21 protein-coding genes and 1 pseudogene are annotated in these 24,873 nt (G+C 71.8%); 11 read left to right on the top strand and 11 right to left on the bottom strand.

The window, feature by feature from the left end:
* Positions 1-113: 113 nt before the first annotated feature.
* Entirely contained in the window at positions 114-1,607 is a 1,494-nt protein-coding gene (locus IG94_RS0106380; protein WP_031032260.1) for a carotenoid oxygenase family protein, read from the bottom strand.
* 168 nt (positions 1,608-1,775) lie between these two features.
* Between IG94_RS0106380 and IG94_RS0106375 the strand changes: the two genes are divergently transcribed.
* Positions 1,776-2,438, top strand: coding sequence for a TetR/AcrR family transcriptional regulator (locus IG94_RS0106375; RefSeq protein ID WP_031032258.1), 663 nt, complete (start codon positions 1,776-1,778; stop codon positions 2,436-2,438).
* 42 nt (positions 2,439-2,480) lie between these two features.
* Here the strand turns inward: IG94_RS0106375 and asnB are convergent, their stop codons facing one another.
* Positions 2,481-4,322, bottom strand: a complete 1,842-nt coding sequence (asnB, locus tag IG94_RS0106370; protein ID WP_031032256.1) for an asparagine synthase (glutamine-hydrolyzing) — start codon at positions 4,320-4,322, stop codon at positions 2,481-2,483.
* 369 nt (positions 4,323-4,691) lie between these two features.
* On the opposite strand from asnB, the gene IG94_RS0106365 reads away from it, so the two are divergent.
* Together IG94_RS0106365 and IG94_RS0106360 are read left to right on the top strand one after the other, a co-directional pair.
* Positions 4,692-5,624, top strand: coding sequence for an LLM class F420-dependent oxidoreductase (locus IG94_RS0106365; RefSeq protein ID WP_031032254.1), 933 nt, complete (start codon positions 4,692-4,694; stop codon positions 5,622-5,624).
* A gap of 266 nt (positions 5,625-5,890) precedes the next feature.
* Positions 5,891-6,124 carry a hypervirulence associated TUDOR domain-containing protein gene (locus tag IG94_RS0106360; protein WP_031032252.1) on the top strand — a complete coding sequence of 78 codons (234 nt, stop codon included), beginning with the start codon at positions 5,891-5,893 and terminating at the stop codon, positions 6,122-6,124.
* Here the strand turns inward: IG94_RS0106360 and IG94_RS0106355 are convergent.
* Complete coding sequence (locus tag IG94_RS0106355; RefSeq protein WP_078892179.1) at positions 6,121-7,962, bottom strand: helix-turn-helix domain-containing protein; 1,842 nt, start codon at positions 7,960-7,962, stop codon at positions 6,121-6,123. The genes IG94_RS0106360 and IG94_RS0106355 overlap by 4 nt on opposite strands.
* A gap of 192 nt (positions 7,963-8,154) precedes the next feature.
* Between IG94_RS0106355 and IG94_RS0106350 the strand changes: the two genes are divergently transcribed.
* Both IG94_RS0106350 and IG94_RS0106345 read left to right on the top strand, forming a co-directional pair.
* Positions 8,155-9,540: an MFS transporter gene (locus IG94_RS0106350; RefSeq protein WP_031032248.1), complete on the top strand. Its 1,386-nt coding sequence runs from the start codon at positions 8,155-8,157 to the stop codon at positions 9,538-9,540.
* A 115-nt stretch (positions 9,541-9,655) separates the two neighbouring features.
* Positions 9,656-11,149 carry an AMP-binding protein gene (locus tag IG94_RS0106345; protein WP_031032246.1) on the top strand — a complete coding sequence of 498 codons (1,494 nt, stop codon included), beginning with the start codon at positions 9,656-9,658 and terminating at the stop codon, positions 11,147-11,149.
* Positions 11,150-11,186: 37 nt separating this feature from the next.
* Here the strand turns inward: IG94_RS0106345 and IG94_RS0106340 are convergent, their stop codons facing one another.
* Positions 11,187-12,467 carry an ArsB/NhaD family transporter gene (locus tag IG94_RS0106340; protein WP_230091907.1) on the bottom strand — a complete coding sequence of 427 codons (1,281 nt, stop codon included), beginning with the start codon at positions 12,465-12,467 and terminating at the stop codon, positions 11,187-11,189.
* Positions 12,468-12,916: 449 nt separating this feature from the next.
* Positions 12,917-13,546, bottom strand: coding sequence for a ScbR family autoregulator-binding transcription factor (locus tag IG94_RS0106335; protein ID WP_031032241.1), 630 nt, complete (start codon positions 13,544-13,546; stop codon positions 12,917-12,919).
* 475 nt (positions 13,547-14,021) lie between these two features.
* Here IG94_RS0106335 and IG94_RS0106330 point away from each other — a divergent pair, with 475 nt between their 5' ends.
* On the top strand, positions 14,022-14,792 hold the full coding sequence (locus IG94_RS0106330; protein WP_031032239.1) for an HAD family hydrolase: 771 nt from the start codon (positions 14,022-14,024) through the stop codon (positions 14,790-14,792).
* A gap of 100 nt (positions 14,793-14,892) precedes the next feature.
* Here IG94_RS0106330 and IG94_RS0106325 read toward each other — a convergent pair whose 3' ends face one another.
* Positions 14,893-15,552, bottom strand: coding sequence for an MDR/zinc-dependent alcohol dehydrogenase-like family protein (locus IG94_RS0106325; RefSeq protein ID WP_031032237.1), 660 nt, complete (start codon positions 15,550-15,552; stop codon positions 14,893-14,895).
* A gap of 38 nt (positions 15,553-15,590) precedes the next feature.
* Positions 15,591-15,899 carry a hypothetical protein gene (locus IG94_RS0106320; protein ID WP_031032235.1) on the bottom strand — a complete coding sequence of 103 codons (309 nt, stop codon included), beginning with the start codon at positions 15,897-15,899 and terminating at the stop codon, positions 15,591-15,593.
* Positions 15,900-16,291: 392 nt separating this feature from the next.
* Here IG94_RS0106320 and IG94_RS0106315 point away from each other — a divergent pair, with 392 nt between their 5' ends.
* The 4 genes from IG94_RS0106315 to IG94_RS0106300 all read left to right on the top strand — a co-directional run bounded on the left by IG94_RS0106315 (position 16,292) and on the right by IG94_RS0106300 (position 21,018).
* The gene (locus IG94_RS0106315) at positions 16,292-17,026 is read left to right on the top strand and encodes a hypothetical protein (protein WP_031032232.1); all 735 of its coding nucleotides are present in this window, start codon (positions 16,292-16,294) and stop codon (positions 17,024-17,026) included.
* 290 nt (positions 17,027-17,316) lie between these two features.
* Positions 17,317-18,840 (top strand): discoidin domain-containing protein, encoded by a 1,524-nt coding sequence (locus IG94_RS0106310; protein ID WP_031032229.1) that lies wholly within the window; start codon positions 17,317-17,319, stop codon positions 18,838-18,840.
* A 165-nt stretch (positions 18,841-19,005) separates the two neighbouring features.
* A complete protein-coding gene (gene manD / locus IG94_RS0106305) occupies positions 19,006-20,247 on the top strand; it encodes a D-mannonate dehydratase ManD (RefSeq protein WP_031032226.1) in 1,242 nt (413 codons plus the stop codon).
* Positions 20,248-20,355: 108 nt separating this feature from the next.
* On the top strand, positions 20,356-21,018 hold the full coding sequence (locus IG94_RS0106300) for a histidine phosphatase family protein (protein WP_031032224.1): 663 nt from the start codon (positions 20,356-20,358) through the stop codon (positions 21,016-21,018).
* Between the two features lie 70 nt (positions 21,019-21,088).
* On the opposite strand, the gene IG94_RS0106295 is transcribed toward IG94_RS0106300, so the two are convergent.
* A complete protein-coding gene (locus IG94_RS0106295; protein WP_031032220.1) occupies positions 21,089-21,754 on the bottom strand; it encodes a maleylpyruvate isomerase family mycothiol-dependent enzyme in 666 nt (221 codons plus the stop codon).
* Positions 21,755-21,859: 105 nt separating this feature from the next.
* Positions 21,860-22,321, bottom strand: a complete 462-nt coding sequence (locus IG94_RS0106290; RefSeq protein ID WP_031032218.1) for a MarR family winged helix-turn-helix transcriptional regulator — start codon at positions 22,319-22,321, stop codon at positions 21,860-21,862.
* An 82-nt stretch (positions 22,322-22,403) separates the two neighbouring features.
* Between IG94_RS0106290 and IG94_RS0106285 the strand changes: the two genes are divergently transcribed.
* A complete protein-coding gene (locus IG94_RS0106285) occupies positions 22,404-22,775 on the top strand; it encodes a VOC family protein (protein WP_031032215.1) in 372 nt (123 codons plus the stop codon).
* Positions 22,776-22,809: 34 nt separating this feature from the next.
* Here the strand turns inward: IG94_RS0106285 and IG94_RS0106280 are convergent, their stop codons facing one another.
* Together IG94_RS0106280 and IG94_RS38430 are read right to left on the bottom strand one after the other, a co-directional pair.
* A complete protein-coding gene (locus IG94_RS0106280; RefSeq protein ID WP_052410566.1) occupies positions 22,810-23,781 on the bottom strand; it encodes an SDR family NAD(P)-dependent oxidoreductase in 972 nt (323 codons plus the stop codon).
* Between the two features lie 175 nt (positions 23,782-23,956).
* Positions 23,957-24,832 (bottom strand): annotated as a pseudogene (locus IG94_RS38430) (geranyl diphosphate 2-C-methyltransferase).
* Positions 24,833-24,873: the final 41 nt, after the last annotated feature.

Raw genomic sequence — 24,873 nt, 5'->3', positions numbered from 1 at the left:
GTGGCCTACGGCGAGTTGTGGGGGCTCGTCCGGCTTCCATGACCCCGGCCGTAAAGCTGCACGGATCCGACATGAGTGTGAACGCCTTCCCGGTGCTCCGCGCCGGGGCCGGGTCAGGCGTCCGGGATCCAGCTGCCGTGGAACCCGAGGGGCACGCGCCCGGGCAGATGGATCCGGGCCACGGGCTCACCGGTGAAGTCCTGTGCGGCGAGGATCACCAGGTCGGAGGCTCCGCGGTCCGGGTCGTGCACGTAGGCGACGGTGTACCCGTCGTCCTCGGCCGCCCGCGGGTCGGCGGGATCGCGCGGCACGTAGACCGCCTCGCTCGCGGCGGCTCCCCGGGGCAGGTGGTGCACTTCGGTGCGGTGGCGCAGCAGATCGTGCTTGATGAGCGCGTTGCCGAAGGCCCGGTCGGGCGGGTTGCCGTCCGCGGTCAGATACGCCTGCGACATCTCGGCCGCCGCCGCGGTGTACCCGTACCGGTGCCTGCGGGAGACCAACGACTCGTTGACACGGGGGAATTCCTGGGGGCGGTCGTCGAGCGTCCTGGTTCGCACCCTTCCGTGCCGCAGGTCGATCGTCCACCGGTCGAGGGTCGCGGTGTCCACCGCGCCAGGCCCGCCGGAGCCGTTGCCGGCGACGAGGAAGGGCGCGGGGAAGTTCGTCATGTCGACGACGATCCGCTCTCCCTCCTCGTAGGCGTTGAGGGTGTGCGAGTAGTACACCGGGTCGACCTCGAACCACCGCGCGGCACCGCCGGCCCGCGGAACCACGCCGACGCGCGCCGGGTGAGCGGTGTTCCAGACGTACGGCACCGGCGCCCCGCCCTCGGCGGCGGCCCTGTCGAAGGTGACCGGCATGTCAAGGACGACCACGTGGTTCTCGGTGAGGGCGAAGTCGTGGATCATCGGGGCATCGGCCACGGGGATCCGCGTCGTGCGCGAGACGCGTCCGGCGGGGTCCACGACGAGGTGCCGCACGTGGTCCCAGGCCGGGTAGTAGGCGATGGCGTGCAGCTCCCCGGCGTGCGCGTCGAACTTGGTGTGCGCCGTGAACGCGCCCTCCAGGGTGCCCCGGAAGTCGTACGTGCCCACGGTGCCCAGTTCCTCGTCGAGCTCGTACGGCAGCGGACCGCTCTCCTGGAGTGCGAGCACCCGCCCCCGGTGGCCGATGACGTGGGTGTTGCAGGGGAAGTCGTCCGGCGGGACGGGGCCGGGGTACGGCTCGCCCAGTTTCCGTGCCACCTCCGAGGAGCGGACCCACCGGTTGCGGTACCACTCGGCCTTCCCCTCCCGCAGTCGCACGCCGTGGACCATGCCCTCGCCGAGCATCCAGTGGTGGGCCCGCGGGTCCTCCAGTCCCAGGACGTTGGGACCGGTACGCAGGTAGCGCCCGTTCAGCTCGCGCGGGACGCGTCCGGTGACCGGGAGGCCGAAGGCCGTCAGCTCCTCGGCGACGGGCTTGAACGCCCCCTCCAGGTAGGGGAACCGGTGTCCCGCCCCCGGCGCGGGTCCGGATGCCGCCCGTGCCCGCGCCCCGGCCAGTCCGGTGCCCGCGGCGACGCCCGCGGCACCGAGAAGAACGCTCCGTCGAGTGTGCTCGGCCATCTTCGTGACTCCCGTCCGTCGGTCCTCGTGCCTGACGGAGCCGAGTCTGCGGTCGCGGGCGGGCGGAAGCAGGAGGGCTGCGACCCCTTCGGGGGTGTACCCAGCACCCCTCTTCCTCCCGTTCCTCCGTAAACTTCGCGGTGTAAGCTAGCGGTGTAAGCTAACGGGATGGAGAACTCCGAATCGGCGGCGCAGCCGCCGCCCGCACCGAAACCGTCCCGCAGGCGCAACAAGCGGGGTGAGGGCGGGCGGCTGCGTGAGGACATCGTCACGGCGGCGGCCGAGCTGCTCGACGAGGCCGGTGACGAGCACGCCGTGACCCTGCGCTCGGTCGCCCGCCGGGTCGGGATCGCCGCCCCCTCGATCTACCCGCACTTCCCCGACCAGCCGGCCATCATGCTGGCCGTCGTGCAGCGGGAGTTCGCCGCCCTGGAACAGCTCCTGCGCTCCGGTCTCGAGCAGGCGGGCGACGATCCCCGGCGGCGGCTGCGGGCCGTGTGCGACGGGTACCTCGACTTCGCCCGCAGCCACCCCGAGCGCTACCGAACGATGTTCGGGGGTGTGTGGATTCCGGCCCTGGAGGGCAGTTCCCTCACCGAGGAGGACATGGCCTCCCTCGGTTCCGAGGCCATGGAGCTCCTCGCGGGCGCCCTGGGGGAGTGTGTCGCGGCGGGCGTCGCCGAGAGCGACGACGTGCCCGCCGACGCGACGGCCCTGTGGGTGGGCCTGCACGGACTCGCCCACCAGCGGGCCGTCAGCCCTTCCTTCCGCTGGCCGCAGGACGTCGCCGACCGCATCGTCACGGCACTCGCCCACCTGAAGGACGCCTGAGGGGGAGAGGCATGAAGGGCGCCTGCGGGGCGGCGGGTTGCCTCAGGTGAGCCTGATCTCCGGCTGGTACATGTCCAGCCACTGCGCCAGGTCGAGCGTGCGCTCCAGGCCGCGTCGCTCGGCCTGGCCGTTCACCGGCGCCTCACGGTGCGCGAGGCGGTGGAGGCGGTCGTGGCCGACGAGGTCGAAGACCGCGTGGCCGGGGCGGGTGAGCAGCTCCTTGGCCTGGTCCTGGAGCGCCGCGGCGTACTTCGGGTCCTGAGTGGAGGGGTAGGGACTCTTGACCCTGTCGTACACCGACTTCGGGAGCACGTCCGCGGTCGCCTCCCGCAGCAGGCTCTTCTCCCGCCCGTCGAAGGACTTCAGGGCCCACGGCGTGTTGTAGACGTACTCGACGAGGCGGTGGTCGCAGAACGGCACCCTGACCTCCAGGCCGACGGCCATGCTCGCCCGGTCCTTGCGGTCGAGCAGCACGCGTACGAAGCGCGAGAGGTGCAGGTGGGACATGCGCCGCATCCGGTACTCGAAGTCGCTCTCCGTGTCGAGGCGGGCGATGCCGGCGACGGCGGTGCGGTAGCCGTCGGCCACGTATCCCGGCAGGTCCAGGGCCTGGACGAGCTCGGGGCGCAGGACCTCGCTGTCCTGGCCGAAGTGGCGGCTGAACTGGACCAGCCAGGGGAACGTGCCGCCCTGCCGGGCCTCCTCGTCGAAGAACTGGAGGTACCCGCCGAAGACCTCGTCGGCCGACTCCCCGGACAGCGCCACGGTCGACTGCTCGCGGATGGCCTTGAAGAGCAGGTAGAGCGAGGCGTCCATGTCACCGAACCCGGCCGGCAGGTCCCGCGCCCGGATCACCTTCGCCCGCACCTCGGGGTCGGCGAGTGCCTGCGAGTCGAGCACGATGTCCTGGTGCTCGGTCGCGGAGGACCGGGCCACGTCGTGCACGAACGGGGTGTCGGGGGTGCCGCGGAGTTCGTCGGCGACGAAGCTGTCCGCCTGTCCCACGAAGTCGACGGCGAAACTGCGCACCTTCTCGCCGTGTTCGCCGAGCTGCCGGGCGGCCAGCGCCGTCATCGCGGACGAGTCGAGACCGCCCGAGAGCAGGGTGCAGCGGGGGACGTCCGCGATCAGCTGACGGCGCACGATGTCGTCGAGGAGCGAGCGGACGGTGCCGATGGTGGTGTCGCGGTCGTCGGTGTGGGGGCGGGTCTCCAGCTCCCAGTACACGCGGCGGTGCGGGCCCGACCGGTCGACGGTGACGACCGTGCCGGGCTCGACCTCGGCCATGCCGTCCCAGACGGCGTGGCCCGGCGTCTTGACCATGGTGAACAGCTCGCGCAGCCCGTCCAGCGTCACGCGGGCGCGGGCCAGCGGGTTGGCGAGGATCGCCTTGGGCTCGGAGCCGAACAGGACGCCGTCGGGCGTCACGGAGTAGTAGAAGGGCTTGATGCCCATGCGGTCCCGCACCATGACCAGCCGGTCACTGCGGCTGTCCCAGACGGCGAACGCGTACATGCCGTTGAGCCGCTCCGCTATCCGGTCGCCCCATTCGAGGTAGCCGTGCAGGACCACCTCGGTGTCGGAGTCGGTCGTGAACCGGTGTCCCCGGCCGCTCAGTTCACGGCGCAGCTCGGTGAAGTTGTAGGCCTCGCCCGAGTAGACGAGGGCCACCGTCCCGTGCGGGGTGTCGACCGTCATCGGCTGCCGGCCGCCGGGCAGGTCGATGACGGCGAGCCTGCGGTGCCCGAGGGCGGCCGGGCCCTGCGTCCAGGTGCCGGAGTCGTCGGGGCCGCGGCAGGCCATCGTCCCGGTCATTGCATCCAATGCTGCGGTCTCCGTCCCCAGGTCGCGGTCGAAGGAGATCCAGCCGGTGATGCCGCACATCGCGTCGCCTCTCGTCCCGGTTCGCCCGGAAACCGCTCTCACCTGCGGATACCTGTGGGTGAAGTGCACCCCCGGGCGAACAAGATGTAAGTGCCATCTATTCGACGAGGGTGCTCCGGCGGGGACTCCCGGTCAACACGGCCGTAACACCCCGGCCCCGTCCGCCCCCGTGTTTTCGGCCTGACTTTGCACGCGCGAAAGACGCCCGCCGCGTCGTGCCGGGACGACGCCGCAAAGAATCGGCCACGGGTAAAAAGTTCCTCCCGGGCCGGCCCGGCGACCGTGCCGCGGATGCCGTACACACGGCTGACAAGAAGTCGTCACACGGCCACCGGAATCAGACCGCGGACGCCGGGGGTTCTCACCGGCATGACTGTTGGAGTGACGCTCAACGCGTCCGACGCGCGGAACCAGGTCGACGCCTCCGTGGAACTGGCCCGGGAGGCCGCCGCCGCGGGCCTGCGATCCGCCTGGTTCGGACAGACCTTCGGCGCGGACTCGCCGCAGCTCGCCGCGATCGTCGGCCGCGAGGTGCCCGGGATCCACGTGGGCACGTCCGCGATCCCCGTCTTCGGCCGGCACCCCCTGATCGTGTCCAGCCAGGCCCAGACCGCCCAGGCCGCCACGCACGGCCGCTACCACCTGGGGTTGGCGCTGGGCACCAGGCTCCTCACCGAGGGCGGCTTCGGCCTGACCTTCGAACGCCCCGTGGCCCGCCTGCGCGAATTCCTCACCGCCCTGCGGCAGTTGACGCGAGACGGCAGCGCCGACTTCCGGGGCGAGCTCCTGACCGCCGCCACACCGGTGCCCGCCCGGGTGCCCGGTGCGGAGTCAGGTGTTCCGCTCCTGGTCGCGGCCATGGGACCGAAGGCACTGCGGGCCAGCGGTGAACTGGCGGACGGGATCCTGCCCTACCTCGCGGGCCCCCGGGCGCTGGAGACCTTCATCGTCCCGGCCCTCACCGCCGCGGCGGAAGCCGCCGGCCGGCCCGCGCCGAGAGTCGTCGCCCTGGTGCACGGCGTGGTCACGGACGACGTCGACGCCGTGCGCCGGAAGGTCACCGAGCAACTGGCGTTCTACGAGCAGATCCCGTCCTACGCACGGGTCGTCGAACTCTCCGGGGGAAGGAGGGCGTCCGACGTGGCCGTGATCGGCGACGAGGCGACGGTCGCGGCCGAGGTCCGGCGCTACCGGGACGCCGGGGCCACCGAGGTGGTCTTCTCCGGCACGCAGATCGCGGGAGAGGCGGACCGGCGACGCACCTGGGCGCTCCTCGGCGACCTGGCGACGCCCTCGCCCTGATGAGACCGGGCCGGCGGCGGGGCCGGCCCGGCCCCGCCGCCCCCGAGGGGGAGACCGCCAAGAACCGGGTGCACCTGTACGTGCGGGCCAGGTGACCTTCGACTGCGCGGATCCGAGGCGTGAACTGCCTGATCGTTGACATCGGCGCACGACAACAGGGGGTGTCGCGCCCGGTGCCGGCTCCCGCCCGGCCGTGGGTTTGGGGGCCTTCCGGGACGTTCACCCGGTGGGGAAAGCGAGGCCGGAGGAAAACGGAGGAGAGCGGAATGGCGAGCGGTTTCGAGGTGGGGGACCATGTGCGCTGGAACTCGGAGGCGGGGCACGTCCAGGGCGTCGTCGTCAAGAAGCACACGGCCGACGTGCGGTTCAAGGGCCGTACCCGGCACTGCTCCCCGGACGATCCGCAGTACGAGATCAAGAGCGACAAAACCGATCACGTCGCCATGCACAAGGGGAGCGCCCTGACGAAGGCCCGGGCCAAGGAGCGGCCCGGGGCCTAACCGTCGTTCTCCCCGTCGAGGGCCCCGCGCAGCTGGTGGAGGCGGACCGCCAGGTGCAGGCGAAGCGCGCGGTCCGGGGAGCGCCACCCGTCGCCGAGCAGGACACCGACCCGGTCCAGACGTTTGAGCAAGGTGTTCATGTGCACGTGCAGGAAGCGGGCGGTGCGGCTGAGGTTGCCGCCCTGGGCGAAGTAGGCGGCCGTCGTGGCCACCAGGGCCGTCGACCGCCGCCGGTCGTACTCCAGGAGGGGGCCGAGGCAGTCGGCCAGGAAGCGGTCCAGGTCGTGCGCGCGCTCCGGGTCGAAGACGATCGCGTACATCGCGTACTGCACGGTGGCCGACCCCCGGTCGGTCGCGCCCAGCGAGCGCATCACCTCGACGCAGCGCCACGTGAGCCCGAAGGAGCGGGCCCACTCCCGCCCGTCGACCCGGTCTGCGGCCACGAGCACCGGAACGCCGAGGGCACGGCGCAGTCGGCGGTGCAGGGCACTCGCCGCGTCCTCCGCGTCGTCGGCCCGCAGCAGCATCGTCGCCCGGCCGAGATACTCGCCGGCCAGCCCGGACCACTCCGGGGACAGGGCGTTCAACTGGCGCACGACGTCGCTGGTCGGCTTCCCGGGGCAGTCGGCCACCACGAGGACGTCGAGGCGGTCGACGTCGACCCCGCGGGCGAGCGCCCGGTCGCGCTGGGCGGGGTGCAGCGCGGGACGTGAGAGCAGCTCCACCAGCAGTTCGCCGCGGACCCGTTCCTCCGCCTCGACCCGGGCGTCGCGCATCAGGATGAGCAGGCCCATGATCTGGGCCGAGCGTTCGAGCATGCGGACGTCCGCCGACCCCGGCGCGGCGCTCCGGGTCAGCGACAGGGAACCGAGGTGGCTGCCGCCCGCGTGGACGACGGCCACACTGCAGACCGCCCCGTCGCCGTCCGGCGCCGAGGCGCAGCGGCCGGTCCTGCGTGCCTGCTCCAGCAGTTCCCGGGCCGGTTCCCGGGCGGTGGCCGCGGGCGGCCCGTCGCAGACCCGGGCCGCCACGACCCGGTCGTCCCGGTCCAGGACGGTCACCGCACCCCGCAGATGCTCGACCAGCAACCGCGCGATGTCGCCGGGGCCACCGCCGGTCAGGACCACGTGGGTCAGCGCCTCGTGCACGGCGGCCGCCCGCTCCACCGAGGCGACCTGCTCCTCGATCGTCCGGTACGCCTCCCGCAGTCGCTGCAGGGACTCGCGGCTCTCCTCGTAGAGCCGCGCGTTGTTGAGGGCGATCGCCGCGTGATCGGCGAAGGCGCTGAGCAGGGCCACCTCGTCCTGCTGGAAGGGGCGCTCGCTGCGGTCGGCGGCGAACAGCACGCCCACCGCCCGGTCGCCCACGAGCAGCGGCACACCGAGCAGGGCCGTGAGCCCTTCGTTCGGAACGAGCAGGTCGAACGCCGAGTTGTGGCGGACGACGTCGGACTCCCCGTAGTTGCTGACCCAGAAGGGAGCCCCGGACCTGATCACCCGCCCGCCCAGACCGATTCCCGGGGGCATGCGCGCCGAGGAGAACTCCGCCGAGATGGTCCCGGCCGACGCCCTGAGGGTGAGGTTCCCCTCCGCGTCCAGGAGCGACAGGTAGGCGATGTCGCTGCCGATCAGTTCGTGGGCGTGTCTGACGATCGAGGTGAGCACCTCGTCGACCTCGCCGAGCGCCGCCAGCGACCGCGCGGTCGCGTACAGGCTGCTGAGCCTGCGTTCACGGCGCAACCGGTAGGAGAGCAGGCCGCCTTCGTCCGTGCCGGCGTCCGGACCGGACCCGTCGCGCCCGGTGGTGGTGCCGTCCGGGCCGGAATCGGTTGGTCCCATCGATGCCCCCGCTCAGGAGTGGGGTGGATACCTCGTCCACCTGCGTGTCCCCGGGAGTGTAGGGACATTCCATCTCGGGGAGCCCCGGCCCGGCTCTACTCTCCCCCCACGGCCGGTGTCCCGACGTCCGCTCAGCACCTCCTGGTCCTCCCACCTCCTCCCGCACTCCCCACTCCCCGAGGGACGGCACCCATGACCTCTTCCGCGCACGCGCATGTCCACGCCGGCGAGTCCGGCACCGCCTCGGTGGCCGAGCGCCGCTCGCACCGCAAACTGCTGGCGGCCGGACTGATCGGCAGCTCGATCGAGTGGTACGACTTCTTCCTGTACGGCACCGCCGCGGCGCTGGTCTTCCCGGACGTCTTCTTCCCCGACGCGTCCGCCCTCACCGGCACGCTGCTGTCCTTCAGCACCTTCTGGGCCGGCTTCGTGGCCCGGCCGCTCGGCGGGCTCGTCGCGGGGCACTTCGGTGACAAGTACGGCCGCAAGCCGACCGTCGTGACGTGCCTCGTCGCCATGGCGGTCGCGACCTTCCTCATCGGCTGCCTGCCGAGCGCCGACGCCGTCGGCGTACTGGCCCCGATCCTGCTGGTGCTCCTGCGCTTCGTCCAGGGAATCGCGGCGGGCGGCCAGTGGGGCGGCATCGCGCTGCTGCTCACGGAGTCGGCCGACGCGAAACGCCGCGGCTTCGCCGGCACGTTCGGCCAGACCAGCGTGCCGGTCGCGGTCATCATCGCCAACCTCGTCTTCACCGGAGTCGGTACGGCCGTCTCCAGCGACGCGTTCCTGACCTGGGGCTGGCGCATACCGTTCCTGCTCAGTGCGGTGATGTTCCCGGTGGTCCTCTACATCCAGAACAGGGTCGAGGACACCCCGGACTTCCGCCGGCTGCAGCAGGCAGCAGCGCGGAAGACGGCGGCGACCGTGGTCCGGGCGCCCCTGGCGGAGGCCGTACGCCGCAACTGGCGCACCATTCTGCTCGGCTGCGGGACCCTGTCCGCCACCAACAGCCTCTTCTACGTGAGCATCACCGGTCTCCTGAGCTACGGCACGAAGACGCTGGACATGAACCGGAACGCGCTGCTGGCGGTCACTCTGCTGAGCGCGGCGCTGATGACGGCGGTGCTCCCGACCGCGGGGTGGCTCTCGGACCGGTTCGGCCGGCGGACCCTGATCGTCGTGGGCGGACTCGGCGTGGCGGCCTGGGGCTTCCCCTACTTCGCGCTGGTGGGGACGGCGTCCGCGCCCCTGGTCTTCGTCGCGGTCGCGGTCGGGTTCCTCTTCCAGGGACTGACCTACGGTCCGATGGCCGCCTACCTCGGTGAGCTGTTCGCACCCAACGTCCGGTACTCCAGCGCCTCGCTCGCCTACCAGCTCTCGGCCATCGTCGTCAGCGGCGGCACACCGATCCTGATGACCGCCGTGATCGCCGAGACGGGCACCACCACCCTGGTCGCCGCCTACATCGCGCTCATGGGGCTCGTCACCTCGGCCAGTGCCTGGTTCCTGCCCGAGACGAACCCCGCCGAGGTGCGCCGCGATCCCGACGCGCTGCCCGGAGCCCACCTCTACCGCTGACCGGCGGGCCGGCCCCACTCCACAAGCCACGAACCCCGAACTCCGAACCCCGAACTCCGAACCCCGAACTCCGAGCCCCGAACCGCGAGCCCTCAACCACGAGGAGAAGACCCACATGTTCACTCCCGGACCCGGATTCCCGCTCGGCGACATCCTCAAGGAGCACGCCGCACAACGTCCGGACACGGTCGCCGTGCGCGCCGGCGGCGAGGAGCTGACGTGGGACGAACTGCGGCGGGCGAGCAACGCCGTCGCGCGCGGTCTGCGGCTCTGCGGCGTCACGCGCGGACGCATCGTCGCCCTGATGCTGCCCAACGGCCCGGACGTCGTGGTGGCGGCCTTCGCCTGCCTCAAGACGGGGGCCGTGCCCCAGCCGCTGTCGACCCGTCTCGCTCCCGCCGAGGCACGCGCCGTCCTCGAACTCTCCGACCCGGCGGTCGTCGTGGGTCCCGAGGACGGCGCACCGCTCGGCGAGGGCCGCTTCAGGTCCGTGACCGTCGACACGCTGCGCCGGCGGGGGGACAGCGACGCCGAGCTCGCGACGGAGGTGGGGCCTTCGTGGAAGGCGCCGGCCTCGGGGGGCTCCACCGGCCGGCCGAAGATCATCCTGTCGGGCACCCCGGGGACGTACAACCCCTTCGACACCGAGGCCTGGGGACTGCGGGGTGCGGACCAGGTGCTGATCACCGCTCCGGTCCACCACAACGCGCCCTTCTCGACGGCCATGACGGCCCTGTTCAACGGCAGCACCGTCACCCTGCTGCCCAAGTTCGACGCGGAGCGGGTGCTGGCCGAGGTGGAGCGGTACGCGATCACATGGGTGTACCTGGTGCCGACCATGATGCGGCGCATCCTGGCGCTGCCCGCGCGGACCCGCGAGCGCTACGACCTCTCGTCGCTGGTGTCGGTGTGGCACTGTGCCGAGCCCTGCCCGCCCGCGGTCAAGCAGGCATGGATCGACTGGCTGGGCGCCGAGCGGATCTGGGAACTGTACGCGGGTACCGAGGCCCAGGCCGGCTGCACCATCTCGGGCCCGGAATGGGTACGGCACCGGGGCTCGGTGGGCCGCGCGGCCTGGGGCGAAATCAAGATCGTCGCGCTCGACGGGACACCGGTCCGCGAACCGGGCGTGGCGGGCGAGGTGTTCATGCGGGTCGCTCCCGGCAACCCGCCCGCATTCCGCTTTATCGGTGCCGAGGTGCGCGAGACCGACGGGTGGTCGACCCTCGGCGACATCGGCGAGCTGGACGCGGACGGCTACCTGTACCTTCGCGACCGGCGTTCGGACATGCTGCTGGTCGGCGGAGTGAACGTCTACCCGGCGGAGATCGAGGGCGTCCTCGCCGAGCACCCGGCCGTTCTGTCCAGCGCGGTCGTCGGGCTGCCGGACCCGGAGGTCGGCAACCGGGTCCACGCCATCGTCCAGACCGCACCGGGCGCCGGGGTCACAGCGGAGGAGATCGGGTCCTTCCTCGCCACCAGGCTGTCGCCCCACAAGCGGCCGCGGTCGATCGAGCTGGTGGACACCCCGCTGCGCAGTGCCGCGGGCAAGCTGAGGCGCTCCGCGCTGCGGGCCGAGCGCCTGGCGGACGCCGAGCCGGCCCGCTGACCGGTGGATCGTCCGGGACGCCCGGTCCCGCCCCGGGTCACATCAGTACGAAGTAGCGCAGCCACACGTACGCCGCTGCCACCGTCACGGTGACGGCGGTGACGACGAGTCCGTAGCGGCTGAACTGCCAGAACGAGATGTGGTGGCCCTCGCGTTCGGCGATGCCGACGACCACGACGTTGGCGGAGGAGGCGATGATCGTGGCGTTGCCGCCGAGATCCGCGCCGAGGGCGAAGGCCCACCACAGCATCCCCGCCTCCTCCAGGCCGCCGGACGAGGCGACGATCTCGGAGACGATCGGGCTGACCGAGGCCACGAACGGGATGTTGTCGACGATCGCGGACGGGACGACGGAGCCGAACACCAGGGCCATCGCGGTGCCGAGGAGGTTGCCGTCGGCCGCCCTGGCCGCCGCCTCGCCGAGGTCGCCGATGACTCCGGTCTGCACCATCGCGCCGACCATGACGAACAGGCCCACGAAGAACGCCAGTGTCTCCCACTCGACGTCCTTGACGACCTCCCCGGGGGCGAGCCGGGAGACGGCGAGCAGCACCAGACCGCCGCTGATGGCCACCACCGACGGTTCCAGGTGCAGTGCGGTGTGCAGGACGAAACAGCTCATCACGACGGCGATCACCACACCGCTCACGACGAGCAGCCGGCCGTCCTTGATGGCGTCCCGGGGATCGAGTTCCATCACCGACGCGGCGCGTTCGGGGTCGTACTGGAACGCGTTCCGGAACATCACCCGGCTCATCAGGATGAACACGATCATCAGCACGATGACGATGGGCGTCATGTGGATCAGGAAGTCGTTGAAGGACAGCCCCGCACGGGACCCGATCATGATGTTGGGCGGGTCACCGATCAGGGTGGCCGCGCCGCCGATGTTGCAGGCCATCACCTCGGCGATGAGGTAGGGGACGACGGGCACCCCGAGCCGCCGGCAGACCGAGATCGTCACGGGGACGATCAGCAGCACGGTGGTGACGTTGTCCAGCCAGGGCGACAGCACCCCGGTCGCCACGATGAGCAGAACCATGAGCCGGTACGGTCTGCCCCTGGCCTTGCGCGCGGCCCAGATCGCGATGAACTCGAAGACGCCGGTGCGTCTGAGCACGGCGACGATCAGCATCATCCCGAGCAGCAGGAAGATGACGTTCCAGTCGACGCCGGCGTGTTCGGAGAAGAAGGCGTGCTCGGCGTCGGTCGCGCCGATGAGCAGCATCACCACGGCGCCGCCGAGCGCCGCGGCGACACGGTTCACCCACTCGGTCGCGATGAGCACGAAGACGACGGCGAAGACCGCCACGGCCATCCAGGTCGTGAGGCTCACCCAGTGTCCCCCTTCGCGCTGTGCGACGTGCGCGGCGACTGTCCGGGGTCGTCGAACTCCTTCGCCCAGGAGGCTTTTCGCAACACTGATGTCATGACTGCCGGGGTCCTCTCGTCGTCGCCCGGCCAGTGGCGTGCCGCGCCCGCCCGAGGACCGGGCCCGCGGCCTCGGGACGAGGCCCAGTCGGGCCGCACGGCCGTGAGGAACCGGGAAGCGCAGGCACGAGCGCGCCGAAAGCGGCAGGAGGCCGCACGACGCCGGGCCGGAACAGGGGTTGTGAAGATCCTCGCCGAGCTGACGGCCCGTCGCCATTGGGGAAGCGGCCCATTTACGGGCGGGCCGGACCTGTAGACGCGCAGCCGGCCGGGGGAGCGGGGGGAGCGGCGGACGCGGGTGGGGTGGGACGGCGGCAGCGGGCGCGCCCCTGCCGGTCAGTGCCTCGTCAGTGTCCGCTCGCCGTGCGGCGCGGGGGCCTGCTGGAGCGAGGGCAGGGTGAGGCACCACCAGTCGTAGAGCCGGTCGTTGAGGGCTCCCGGCCCCTCCAGGGACTCGGTGAGGGTGCAGAAGCCGAAGAAGCCGCGGACCAGGGTGCGGGCGGCGGTGGCCGGGCGGACGTGGGCGGCCAGTTGACCGGTCGAGCGAGCCTGGGCGAGCAGGCGTGTGGTGGCGGCCGTCCAGAGGACGAATGGGTCGGGCAGGGGCGCGTTGATGGTGTCCCGCTCCGCCCACAGGCGTGCGCCCGCTCGCGTCAGCGGGTCCTCGGCGAGGGCGTGCGCGATTTCGTAGCTCAGCCCGACCAGGCGTTCCAACGGCGGCACGGCCTGGTCGCCGTAGCGTGAGGCGAGGGAGGGCCACGTGGCGAAGCCGTCGTGGACGACGGCGAGGGCGATGCCCTCCTTGCTGGCGTAATGGAAGTAGACGGCCCCGCTGGTCCGGCCGGAGCGGACTCCTATGTCGTTGACGCTCGTTCCCGAGTACCCCTGCTCTGCGAAGAGGCCGGCGGCCGCCTCGAGGAGCGACCTCCGGGTCGCCCTGGCCCGTTCCTGCAAGATCCTCTTCACCTTCGCTCGCCTCCGGAGTGACGACGGGAAAATGTAGTGCGCCCGCGTGCGCCGGGAGTAATCGAAAGCGGCTCGCGCATGATAATTGCGCATTTCTTTCGAATGTGAGCGCGTGTGAGTGGCCATTAGCCCTTTCAGGTGCTGTTCTTGGCCGTCGCCCGAGGAGACTGCGGTGTCCCGTGCAGGGCGGGACCGCGAGCGAAGAGGCACGGCAACTCCCTTTTGGAAGCGCTTACATGACTATGCGTCAGACGGCTCGGGCGTAACGGAGTCCGTCCAGCGCATACCTCCGAAACGGGTGCCGGTCCAGTGCCCCGAACGGTGATTGCGTGGATTTTTGTGGACGAAATAACGTAGCGACCACAATGTTTTCCATTTGCGGCTGTTGTCCCGAATTACGGCTCGGGAGGCCGCAGTGCCTCGTCCGGCGTGTCCGCCCAGGAGGCGGCCGCCCACCCCCCTCAAGGAGGTCCCCGTGGCTGCAAGGTCACACTCCCTGCTCGGCTGGTCGCCCGAGGCCGTCGTCTTCGACTGCGACGGCACCCTGGTGGACTCCGAACGCCACTGGCAGGACGCACGCAACCGTGCCTTCAGGGACTTCGGGCTGCTTCCCCCGCCCGGATTCGCGGAGCGCGCGAAGGGCGTGCACTACGTCGACTGCGGACGCCTGATGGCCGAGGAGACCAACAAGCCCGACCTGGCGGACGACCTGACGGCGGCACTGCTCGACCACTTCCGGACGCTCGTCGCCGAGGACCCGGTGACCATGCCCGGCGCGGTCGACTTCGTCCGGCTCCTCTCCGGCCGGCTGCCGCTGGCGGTGGCCAGCAACTGCCCGGAAGAGGTGGTGGAGGAGAGCCTCGGCCGGGCCGGTCTGCGCCGGCACTTCCTGCACGTCGTCGTCCCGACCAAGACGCCGGGGCCGGCGCCCGCCGGTGAAGGCCCGGCCGGCGGCGATGCCGGTCGGCAGGTCGTGCGGCCCAAGCCGTGGCCCGACGTGTACGCGACGGCGGCCCAGCTGTGCGGCGTACCGCCGGCCTCCGCCCTCGCCGTCGAGGACTCGATGGCGGGGGTCGAATCCGCTCGCCGGGCGGGTCTGCGCGTCCTGGGCGTCGGGCCGGCGCCGAGCCGCGAGGACGCCGACCGGACCGACCTGTGGGTGACCGCCCTGCACTCCGAGGAGGTGCTGGGCTGGGCCCGGGACCAGGTGCCGGGCCCGGCACCGCGCGGTGGAGGGAGTGGCTGAAGGCGGGGCGGGCGCCGTCGGGCGCGGGCGTCCGACACGTACGCGTCCGACAGGCAGGTCCCGCGATGGCCGTATGGCGGCGGCCCGTCCTCCCGGCGGCTCAGGACGGACGGTGGGCGGGCGCCGCCTGCCAGTCGACGGACGAGCCGATGTCCACGAGGAGGTCGAGCATGGCCCGCAGCTTCTCGGGGGTGAGCTGCCCGTGCCGCAGGGCGAACAGATGGTGGTGCTCGAAAGCCACCACGCCGTCCAGTGCCCGCGCGTCCCCGCACAGGGCTCCCGCAAGGGAGGGACGGAGAACGGACCGTGCGAACGCCTCGTCCTCGGCCACGACGTGGAACGTCGCGTCGAACGGCCCGTTGTCGATCGTGGTCCGGCCGCTCAGGAAGTTCGCCGACGAGAGTCCGCGCTTGGCCAACTGGACTCTGGGACCCGGGACCGGGCGGGGAAGGTAGACGACGGACACCCACTGTGCCGTCACCCGCCCGGGCCGCGGAGGGCGGGCGACCTGCGCGGCCTGAAAGGACACGCCCCGGTACCGGCCGGCGTACTGCGCCTGCACGCGCAGCCGGGTGGTCCCCGTGGCCTGGAAGAGGAGCAGGGTGCGTGCGTTGATGTCCCGGTCGGGTGGCGCCTGGTGCCACCCCTGCCGATGGCAGTAGGCGGTGACCAGGGCGATGTCGCGCATCAGCTTCCGCCGCCCCCTCCGGGCGGCGACGAAGCCTGCCAGGAAGATCAGCAGGATGAGCAGGAATGCCATGGGAACGATCGACGACATGTTTTCCCCCGGGAGACGCGTCAGTCGGTGAAGAGTGCGATGAAGACCTGCAGGGTGAACATGGCACCCAGGAGGAGCGCCAGGGCGCAGAGCAGGCCGCGCCGCCAATTCGCGACGGAATCGAATTGCACGAAGAAGCCCGCCGCGGCCGCCAGGCCGAGTACGGAACCGATCCAGAGGAAGGGTCCTTCTTGGCGGCGGGAAAGTATCGCGATCGCCGAGGCGAACAGGGCGACGACAAGCCACTGCCCTGTCAGCGAGACGGTGAAGGGGCCGCCTTTCGATCCTCCTCGCCGACGCTCCGTACGAACGTTTGTTCGGTCATTCATGGCGAGAAGCTAAACGCGCCCCCGATCGGCTGTCAATTCGCAGGCGGACGACCGGGAGCGATCGGCGGGCGTGGCCGGGCAGCGGTGGCGCGAGGGCCCGAAACCGGTGGTCACCCTATGGCCGGCGCGGGCCTCCGCGCGGCGGCGACGGACGCCGGTGCGTACAAGTGCGTACCCGGCGCCCTCCGAGGGCGCCGCCGCACCCGCCTCCCCGGGGAAAACCCGCTTGGCGGCCCGCGGCTGCCGCTGCTACCTTTCCGGAGGCCGTGCGAGAGAACGAGGAGGTGGTACCCGTGAACGCAGTATCGACATGGGTGCTCTCCTCAGGAGTCACGGTCGGGCGGTAGGTCGTCCGGGAGCGCCGTTCATGAGCACTCCCGAAAGGCACGACCATGCACGTCACTTCCGAACGACGTCTCGACGACGGTGTCGTCGAGCGTGAATTCACCCTCGACGGGATTCCCGGCATCCTGTGGACGCCCGCGGCCGCGTCCGCACCGGTTCCGCTGATTCTGCTCGGCCCCCCGCCGCTCGGACTGCGCAGGGTGTACCCCCGGCTGGTGGCACGGGCCCGGCACGCTGCGACGGACGGCTTCGCCACGGCCACCATCGAGCTTCCGGGCAGCGGTGACCGGCCCCGCCGGCCCGCCGCGGAGCAGGCCCGCGCCCGGATGCGCCGGGCCGTGGAGGCCGGAGAGCCGGTCACCGACGAGATCATCGACGCCCTCATCCTCCCGCTGGTCGACGAGGCGGTTCCGGAATGGCAGGCCTGCCTGGACGCCCTCCTCGCACTGCCGGAGATCGGCGGCCCGGTCGGCTACTCGGGGGGAGTGGTCTCCATCGGCGTCCGGCTGGCGGTGGTCGAACCGCGCATCGTGGCCGCCGGTCTCTTCGCCGGAAGCCTCGTCCCCCGGGCCATGTTCGAGGAGGCCCGCCGGGTCACCATTCCGCTGCACGTCCTGCTGCAGTGGGACGACGAAGGCAACGACCGGCAGGCGGCCCTGGACCTGTTCGACGCCTTCGGCTCCGAGGAGAAGTCCCTGCACGCCAACATGGGCGGACACACCGGCGTGCCGCAGTACGAGGGGGAGGCCGCGGCCCGGTTCTTCGCCCGGCACCTGAAGTGAGGCCGACGAGGAGGCGGCCCGAGCGCGCCGGGACACTCTCGGACGTCGTCGTCATCGCGGCGCGCTTCATGCCGGAGACATCAGCGGACCGTGGCTGCGCCCGCACCCTCGCGAACGGTGCCGGGCCGGCGGACCGACCCGGGTCCGGGCCGGGGCGCTGACGTCGGCCGGGCCTCGCCGCCGCGTCCTCCGCCGTCCGCGTTGTCGGTCCTGGGGGCTAAGGTCCGTCATCACGGTCGGCGCCGTCGAGCGGGGACCGAGGTGACAGACCATCAACTTATGGAGTACGCATGGGGTTTGAAGCGACGTACGCGGATTTCTCGGTCGATCCGCCCCGACTGTCGAACGCGGAGGCCGGGTTCCACGGTGGGGGCTTCGCCGGGTCCCATGTGGCACTGGGCGCGGACGGGGCGGTGACGCTGGACTTCGAGGTGCAGGACCCGCAGGACGTCCCGCAGGCGACGCTCACCGTCACGGCCCTCGTCTCCAAGCTCGGATCCTCGCTCGGGTACGCGCCCATGACCGTGCGCCTGCAGGGCGAGACGCTGGCCCAGGACCTGACCGTGCCCGGCGGAGGGGATCTGCCCCACGACAACGTCCTCGCCGTACCCGGAGACCTGCTGAAGCCCGGCACCAACAGGCTGGAGATACGCTCCTCGCCCAAGGCCGCCAGCATGCTCTGGCTGTACCGGGTCACCCTGGACCCCGTCCGGGAACGCGGCCGCTCGGAGCGGGCCCGCACGGCCGGAGCCGCCCGGGACTCGGTGTTCGCCTACCGTACGGAGCTGCGCCCGGCCCATGCCTCCTCCGCCCCCTGGCAGTCCGCACCGCGGCTGCTCTTCCATCTCGACCGCGGCGAGCAGTCCCTGCCCGCGCAGCTCGGCTGGCGCGGCGAGGACGGGGCCGAGGCCACCATCGGCTTCGCGTCCGGCATGGCGGACTTCCGCGGCTGCTACCGGGCGGAGGACGGTACCGCGTACGAGTACCGGGGAGACCTCACCGACCGGTGGCCCTTCTCGGACGAGACGGAGCACCTCTCGGCGTACCCCCTGCACCGCTTCCGCACGGAGGAGGGGTGGGGCGGTGGCTGGCACCGCTCTCACGACCTGCGGCTCCTGGTCGACGACGGCGGAGCACCCGTCGAGGGGGTCCACTGGCGCGACCGGCGCGGCAACTCGGGCTCGGCCGTGCTGCACACCGTCCACAGGGACGTCGAGGTGACGGACGTCGACGCGAGCGACGAGTTCGACGACGGGGGAGAGGGGGCGGACAACCTCCTGGCGGGCGAGCGCACCAAGTGGCTGGCATGGGACGACACCGCACGGCTCGACTTCACCCTGGCCCGCCCCGCCGCAGTCGCCTCCTACACCCTGACGTCGGCGAACGACGCCCCCGACCGGGACCCCCGCGACTGGAGACTGCACGGCTCCCACGACGGCCGCACCTGGACGCCGTTGGACGCCCGCACCGGGGAGACGTTCGCCGGGCGGTGGGAGTCGAGGCAGTTCACCCTCCGCGGCCGCGCCCGGGCGTACCGCCACTACCGTCTCGACATCCTCCGCAACGCCGGAGCGGGCGAGACCCAGCTCGCCGGTGTCCGGTTCGCGGAGGCGCCCGACGGGCAGTCCTTCACGGGCTACTACCAGCGCCACGACGAAGGACCCATCGGCTACCGCGGTACGCCGGCGGCCACCCAGCCCTCCGGGCCCTCCGCCGATCCCGGTCTCGCTCCGGAACTCGAGGCCGCAGCGGCGAGCCTGACCGAGACCTCCCGGACGCTCGCGGCCCTGGCCGAGCGGCTGCGCGGGCGCTGAACCGAGCCGCGCACGGCCTGGGGCCTGTCGTCGCCTGGCAGACGGGAATGTGACGACGGACCCTAGGGTGGGCCCCGGCCGGGCGTTCCGCACGCTCCGTGCGGAACGCCCGGCCGGGTGCAGCAGCGCCTGGCCGCCGTTTCCGACCACCCGAGGACGGATCCCGTGAAGATCACCGCCGCCGATGTCATCGTCACCAGCCCCGGCCGCAACTTCGTCACCCTGCGCATCACCACCGAGGACGGACTCACCGGCCTCGGTGACGCCACCCTCAACGGGCGCGAGCTGGCCGTCGAGGCCTATCTGCGGGAACACGTGGCCCCTCTGCTGCCCGGACGGGACGCGCACGCCGTCGAGGACACCTGGCAGTACCTGTACCGGGGTGCCTACTGGCGCCGGGGCCCGGTCACCATGGCCGCCATAGCCGCCGTGGACACCGCGCTGTGGGACATCAAGGGCAAGGCCGCCGGCCTGCCGGTGTACCAACTCCTCGGCGGCGCCTGCCGGACGGGCGCGCTGGCCTACGGACACGCCTCCGGCCGGGACGTACCGGAACTGCTCGACTCCGTGCGCGAGCACCTGGCGGACGGCTTCCGGGCCGTCCGCGTCCAGAGCGGCATCCCCGGTCTCGACTCCGTGTACGGCGTCGCCGCCTCCGCCGCCGGTGACGGGGAACGCTACGACTACGAGCCCGCCCGCCGCACCCGCGCCGCGCACCCGCGCCCCACCGAGGAGACCTGGGACACCCGCGCCTACCTGCGCCACATGCCCACGGTGTTCGAAGCCGTACGGAACACCTTCGGCCCCGAACTCCCCCTGCTGCACGACGGACACCACCGCATGACGCCGATCCAGGCGGCGCGGCTCGGGAAGGACCTGGAACCCTACGACCTGTTCTGGCTGGAGGACGCGACACCGGGCGAGGACCAGGGGGCGCTGCGCCTGATCCGCGAACACACCACCACCCCGCTGGCCATCGGGGAGGTCTTCAACTCGGTCCACGACTACACCACGTTGCTCCAGGAACGGCTGATCGACTACGTCCGCTCGGCGGTGACCCACACCGGTGGCATCACCGCGGTACGGAAACTGCTCGACATGGCGGCCGTGTACGGCATCAGGTCGGGCATGCACGGTCCGACCGACATCTCGCCCGTCGGTATGGCCGCCGCTCTCCATCTCGACCTCGCCGTGCACAACTTCGGCATCCAGGAGTACATGCGCCATGCCCCGGACACCCTTGAGGTGTTCCGTACCTCCTACCGCTTCGAGGACGGCCTCCTGCACCCGGGCGACGCCCCGGGCCTCGGCGTCGAACTCGACGAGGAGGCCGCGGCACGCTTTCCCTACCGGCCCGCCTACCTGCCCGTGAACCGGCTCGGCGACGGTACCGTCCACGACTGGTGAGCGCCGGGGCCCGGGGGCGCCTGCACGCGGGCCGGCCGCGGAGCGTGGCAGAGTGGAGGTGAGCCCGCCACCGCGTCGTCACCCGGTCCCGAGGAGGTCCCTCTTCGCATGCGTCTCCTGCTCATCAGGCACGGCCAGACCCCGTCCAACCTCAAGCACCTGCTGGACACGGCGGAGCCCGGCCCCGGCCTGACGGCCCTCGGAGAGGAACAGGCCGCGGCGCTGCCCGGCGCGCTGGCGTCGGAGAGGATCGACGCCCTGTACGCGTCGACGCTCGTACGCACCCGGGAGACCGCCGCGCCGCTGGCCTCGGCCACCGGACTGGACGTCCGTGTCCGACCCGGCATCCGGGAACTGATCGCCGGTGATCTGGAGATGCGCGGCGACGACGAGGCGGCCCGCACCTATCTGCGGACCGCTTTCGCCTGGTCGGCGGGGGACGTGGGGCTCCGCATGCCCGGCGGTGAGGACGGCGTGGAGGCGCTTGCGCGTTACGACGCCGTCGTCGCCGAGGCGTACGAGAGCGGCGCGGGGACGGTGGCCATGGTCAGTCACGGTGCCGCGATCCGCATGTGGGTGGCGGCGCGGGCCGACAACGTGGACGTCGACTACGCCGCCCGGCACGCCCTGGCGAACACGGGCGTCGTCATCCTCACCGGCTCGCCCGAGCAGGGATGGCACGTGCTGCTCTGGGAGGGCGGCTCCGTGGGCCCGCTTCCCCACACGCCGGACCCGGACGATCCGGCGGGGGCCGCCGTTCCCGCGGAGTGACGGCGCGGGCGTACCGCGACGGGACCGCGGCCCGGACGGTTGCGTCCGGGCCGGCCGCCACAACACCGTGTCAGGCGGGGCCGCAACGGCCCCGGAGGATCTCCGCCCCGTCGCCTGCGAGGTCGTCGCAGTGGGCCGCGCGCCCCGTCATCGCCATCACCAGCGACAGAGTGGGGCCGGACACGAGAGCCCCGGAGCCGGTCGTGAACGGACCGTCGTCCGCCACGAGTCTCAGACCGCCGATACGTCCCTTGGCCTCGACCACGAGGTCCGAGCCCCGGTAGTACTCGGCCACCTCCGTGACGGCCTCGACGGGCTGCGCGCGGCGGATGCCCAGGGAGCGCCGGATGTCCTCCCCGTGCACGATCGTCTCGCCCAGCATCGCGACCACCGGCAAGGGGGGCTTGGTCGTGCTGGAGACGACGCGCCGGAAACGTTCGAGGGTCTCGCCGGGGGTCGTGCCCAGGTGCTCGGCCAGCCGTACGGCCACCTGCTTGTCGAAGTCGAACCGGCAGCGGACGACACCGGCCAGCCACCTCACGGTGTTCAGGCTCGCACCCGCCGTGAGGTGCGCCAGCACCTCGCGCACCGTCAGCCCCGCGCACAGCGAAGGCGTTGCCCACTCCTCGTCCGTCAGTCCCGCGAGGTCGGCCGCCAACGCCGCCCGTTCGGTGTGGACGCGGGCCCAGACCGCGCCTTCGCGGTGGTGCTCCGTGGTCGTCGCCGGATCAGTCATGGAAGAAGAACTCCTGTTCGTGGACTGTGATCTGCCGTCACCGTGAGGGACCCGCCCGCCCCGCAGAACTCATCGGTGCCTCCGTCGGGCGCCTCGGAGCGTCCGTCAGTCGCCGAGGGCCTCGGTCATGGCGTCGAGGTCGGCGAGCAGGGCCGGCAGGCGGTCGGCCGGCACGCCGGTGATCATGCGTGCCTCGACGGCGTAGACGGCGCCGCGGGCGGCGTGCAGGCGCTCGCGTCCCGCCGGAGTGAGGTGCGCGGGCAGGGCGCGACCGTGATCGGCGGTTGCCGGCCGGGTGATCAGCCCGGCGTCCCCGAGACCGCGCAGCACCACGTTGGCGGACTGCCGGGTGACGAAGGTGCCGCGGGCGAGGTCGGCGTTGGACAGGCCCGGCCGCTCGTCGAGGAGCTCCAGGCAGGAGTACTGCGGGACGGTCAGCCCGTGCTCGCGCAGCGCTCTGTCCATGGCGCCGCGCAGAGCGGCCGCGGTGCGTTTGAGGCGGTATCCCACGTGTTCGGTGACGTCCTGGGCGGGATGAGGCGGGGGGACGGGCGTCCGTTCGGTCATGTCAGCATTTTGACATGCGTCGCCCCGGGCGCCTACAGTCCTCTATGTCAAAGTCCTGACATTGAGAGTTCCTGGAGGAACCATGACCGCCACCGTCGAGGGTCCCGACTTCATCGCCCTGCAGGTCACGGACGTGCCCGCGGCCGCCGCCTTCTTCGAGGAGCACCTCGGCCTGCGGCGCGCCCCCGTCTCGCCGCCGGGGGCCGTCGTCTTCGGCACCGCGCCGATCCCCTTCGCCGTCCGTGAGCCGCTCCCCGGCACCGACCTCTCCGCGGACGCCGTCCCGGGCCTCGGGGTGGCGCTCTGGCTGCGCACCGACGACGCCCATCAACTGCACGCACAGCTCGTCGCCGCGGGAGTCGACGTCGCCGGGCCCGTGCAGGACAGTCCCTTCGGGCCGACCTTCGCCTTCACCGGCCCCGAGGGCTACCGGCTCACCGTGCACGGAGGCTGATACCCCGGCTGATGCCGTGACCGTGCTCGGTGGGCTACGCCCCGTGCGGCGGCGCCTGCCGACGGTCCGGTCCGGGAGCGGTGCCGGTCAGGTCGCAGCTCGCGTCCCACAACCGCGCCGCGACCCCGGAGTCGGCGAGCTGGGGCCACAGCGGTTCGCGCCGGGGCAGACCGCGCAGGCCGAACACGCGCGGCCCCCACAGCTGGCCGCCGTCCACGGCCGGGTCGAGCACGGCCCGGACCGCGGGCCACGCACCGGCGTCCTTGCCCTGGACGAGGAGTGCGGCAGGCGCCGCACGCAACCGCGCGCCGGTGTTCCGTACCTGGACGGGCGGGCGTGACGGGGTGAGCGAGTCCAGCGCGCCGCCGGGATGGACCACCACGCTGCGCACCGTGGAGCCGGCGGCACGCAGGCGGCGGTCGAGTTCGACACCGAAGTACATCTGCGCCAGCTTGGAGCGTCCGTAGGTGCGTTTGGGCCGGTAGTCCGCCCGGGACTGCAGGTCGTCCAGGTCGAGCCGTTCCGACTTCGCCGCGAAGCTGCCCATGGTGACGACGCGGGCCGCCGGCGCGGCCGACAGCAGCGGCATCAGCCAGTGGGTCAGGGCGAAGTGCCCCAGGTGGTTCGTGCCGAACATCAGCTCGTGTCCGTGCACCGTCTCCGTGCGGGGCGGGTCGTCGAGGGCGACGCCGGCGTTGTGCACCACCGCGTCGAGGTGTGCCACTCCGAGCGACTCCACGGCGGTGCGCAGCGACGAGAGGTCGGCGAGGTCCAGCCGGACGGCCCGCACTCGCGCACCGGCGACCCGCGCACGGATGGAATCCCCGGCGGCCCGCGCCTTCCCGGGGTCCCGGCTGCCCAGGACGACGGTCGCTCCCGTCGCCGACAGCTGCTCCGCGACGAAGTAGCCGATGCCGGCGTTGCCGCCGGTGATCAGGAAGACGCGGCCGTCTGCACGGGGCAGCCGGTGGACGTTCCAGGGCGGGGTGGGGGATGTGGACGGCATGACGGCGGGGACCCTTCGCTGACGACGACGGCTGCGGCTGTTCGCCGGCCGGCTCGACGCCCACGCTCGCAGCGGTCACCGACAGATCGCCTACGGGACGGCGACACCGCACCGACGGCCGGCGGACGGCACCGTCCGCCGGCCGTCTCTCTCCCCGCCCCGGCTCGGGAAAACGTCACACGCGGTCGGCCACGATCATCAGGTACTGGAAGCTGCCGTTGCGGTACGCCGTGAGGAAGGTGTCCTCGATCCCGGTGACGAGGTGCTCGGCGTTGCGGCGCAGTTCCCAGTAGGGGATGGTCGCCGCGGTGAGGTCCTGGACGTGGACGGGGACGAGACGGTTGCGTGCCAGGGCCTTGAAATACGCCGAGCGGGGGTGGATGTCGCAGATGTAGTGGGCGTTGATGAGGGACACCTCGCGCGACGCCTGACCGTAGGTGTCGTTGTAGCAGCCCGTGATCACCACGTACCGGCCGCCGCGGCGCAGCAGGCGCGAGTGCTCGGCGAACAGCAGATCCAGCTCGACGTACATCGTGGACTCGTTGTTCCAGGAGGCCGCGTAGGCGCCGGTGTCGAGACCGGTGTCGAGCATGTTGCGGTGGTGGTAGCGCACCTTGCCGTCCACGCCGCGCTTGCGGGCCTGCTCGTTCGCGAAGTCGGCCTGCTTGCGGGAGATGGTCACCCCGTCGGTGTGGCAGCCGTAGCGGAGGTGGGCGACGATGCTGCCGCCGCCGCGCCCGCAGCCGGCGTCGAAGACCCGGTCGGTGGGGGAGACGTTCCCGAGGCGGGAGGCGAGGAACTCCGCCTGGCTGTGCTCCAGCCGGTGCAGTTCGTGGGTGATCCGCTCGCGGCGCTGGTCCGGGTCCGGATCGTCCAGTACCGACCTGTCGGCGTCACCGATGCCGTAGTGGTGGTGGTACAGGTCGTCGAGTGCGCCGAGTTCGAGGTTGACCGGGTTCTCCTCGGCGTTCTAGTACTCCGCGACGCGGTTCTGGTACGTGGACTGAGTGGGGACCGGTACGGGGGTCGTGCCGGTGTGGGCGGTGGTCAACGATGGCTCCCTGTAGCTGTGGTGCGTGTTCTGTTCTGCCG

Origin of the sequence: Streptomyces olivaceus (assembly GCF_000721235.1) — a bacterium.
Lineage (GTDB): Bacteria > Actinomycetota > Actinomycetes > Streptomycetales > Streptomycetaceae > Streptomyces > Streptomyces olivaceus.
The sequence above is the reverse complement of the archived record's forward strand: the minus strand, read 5'-3'. Positions and strand labels throughout refer to the sequence as shown.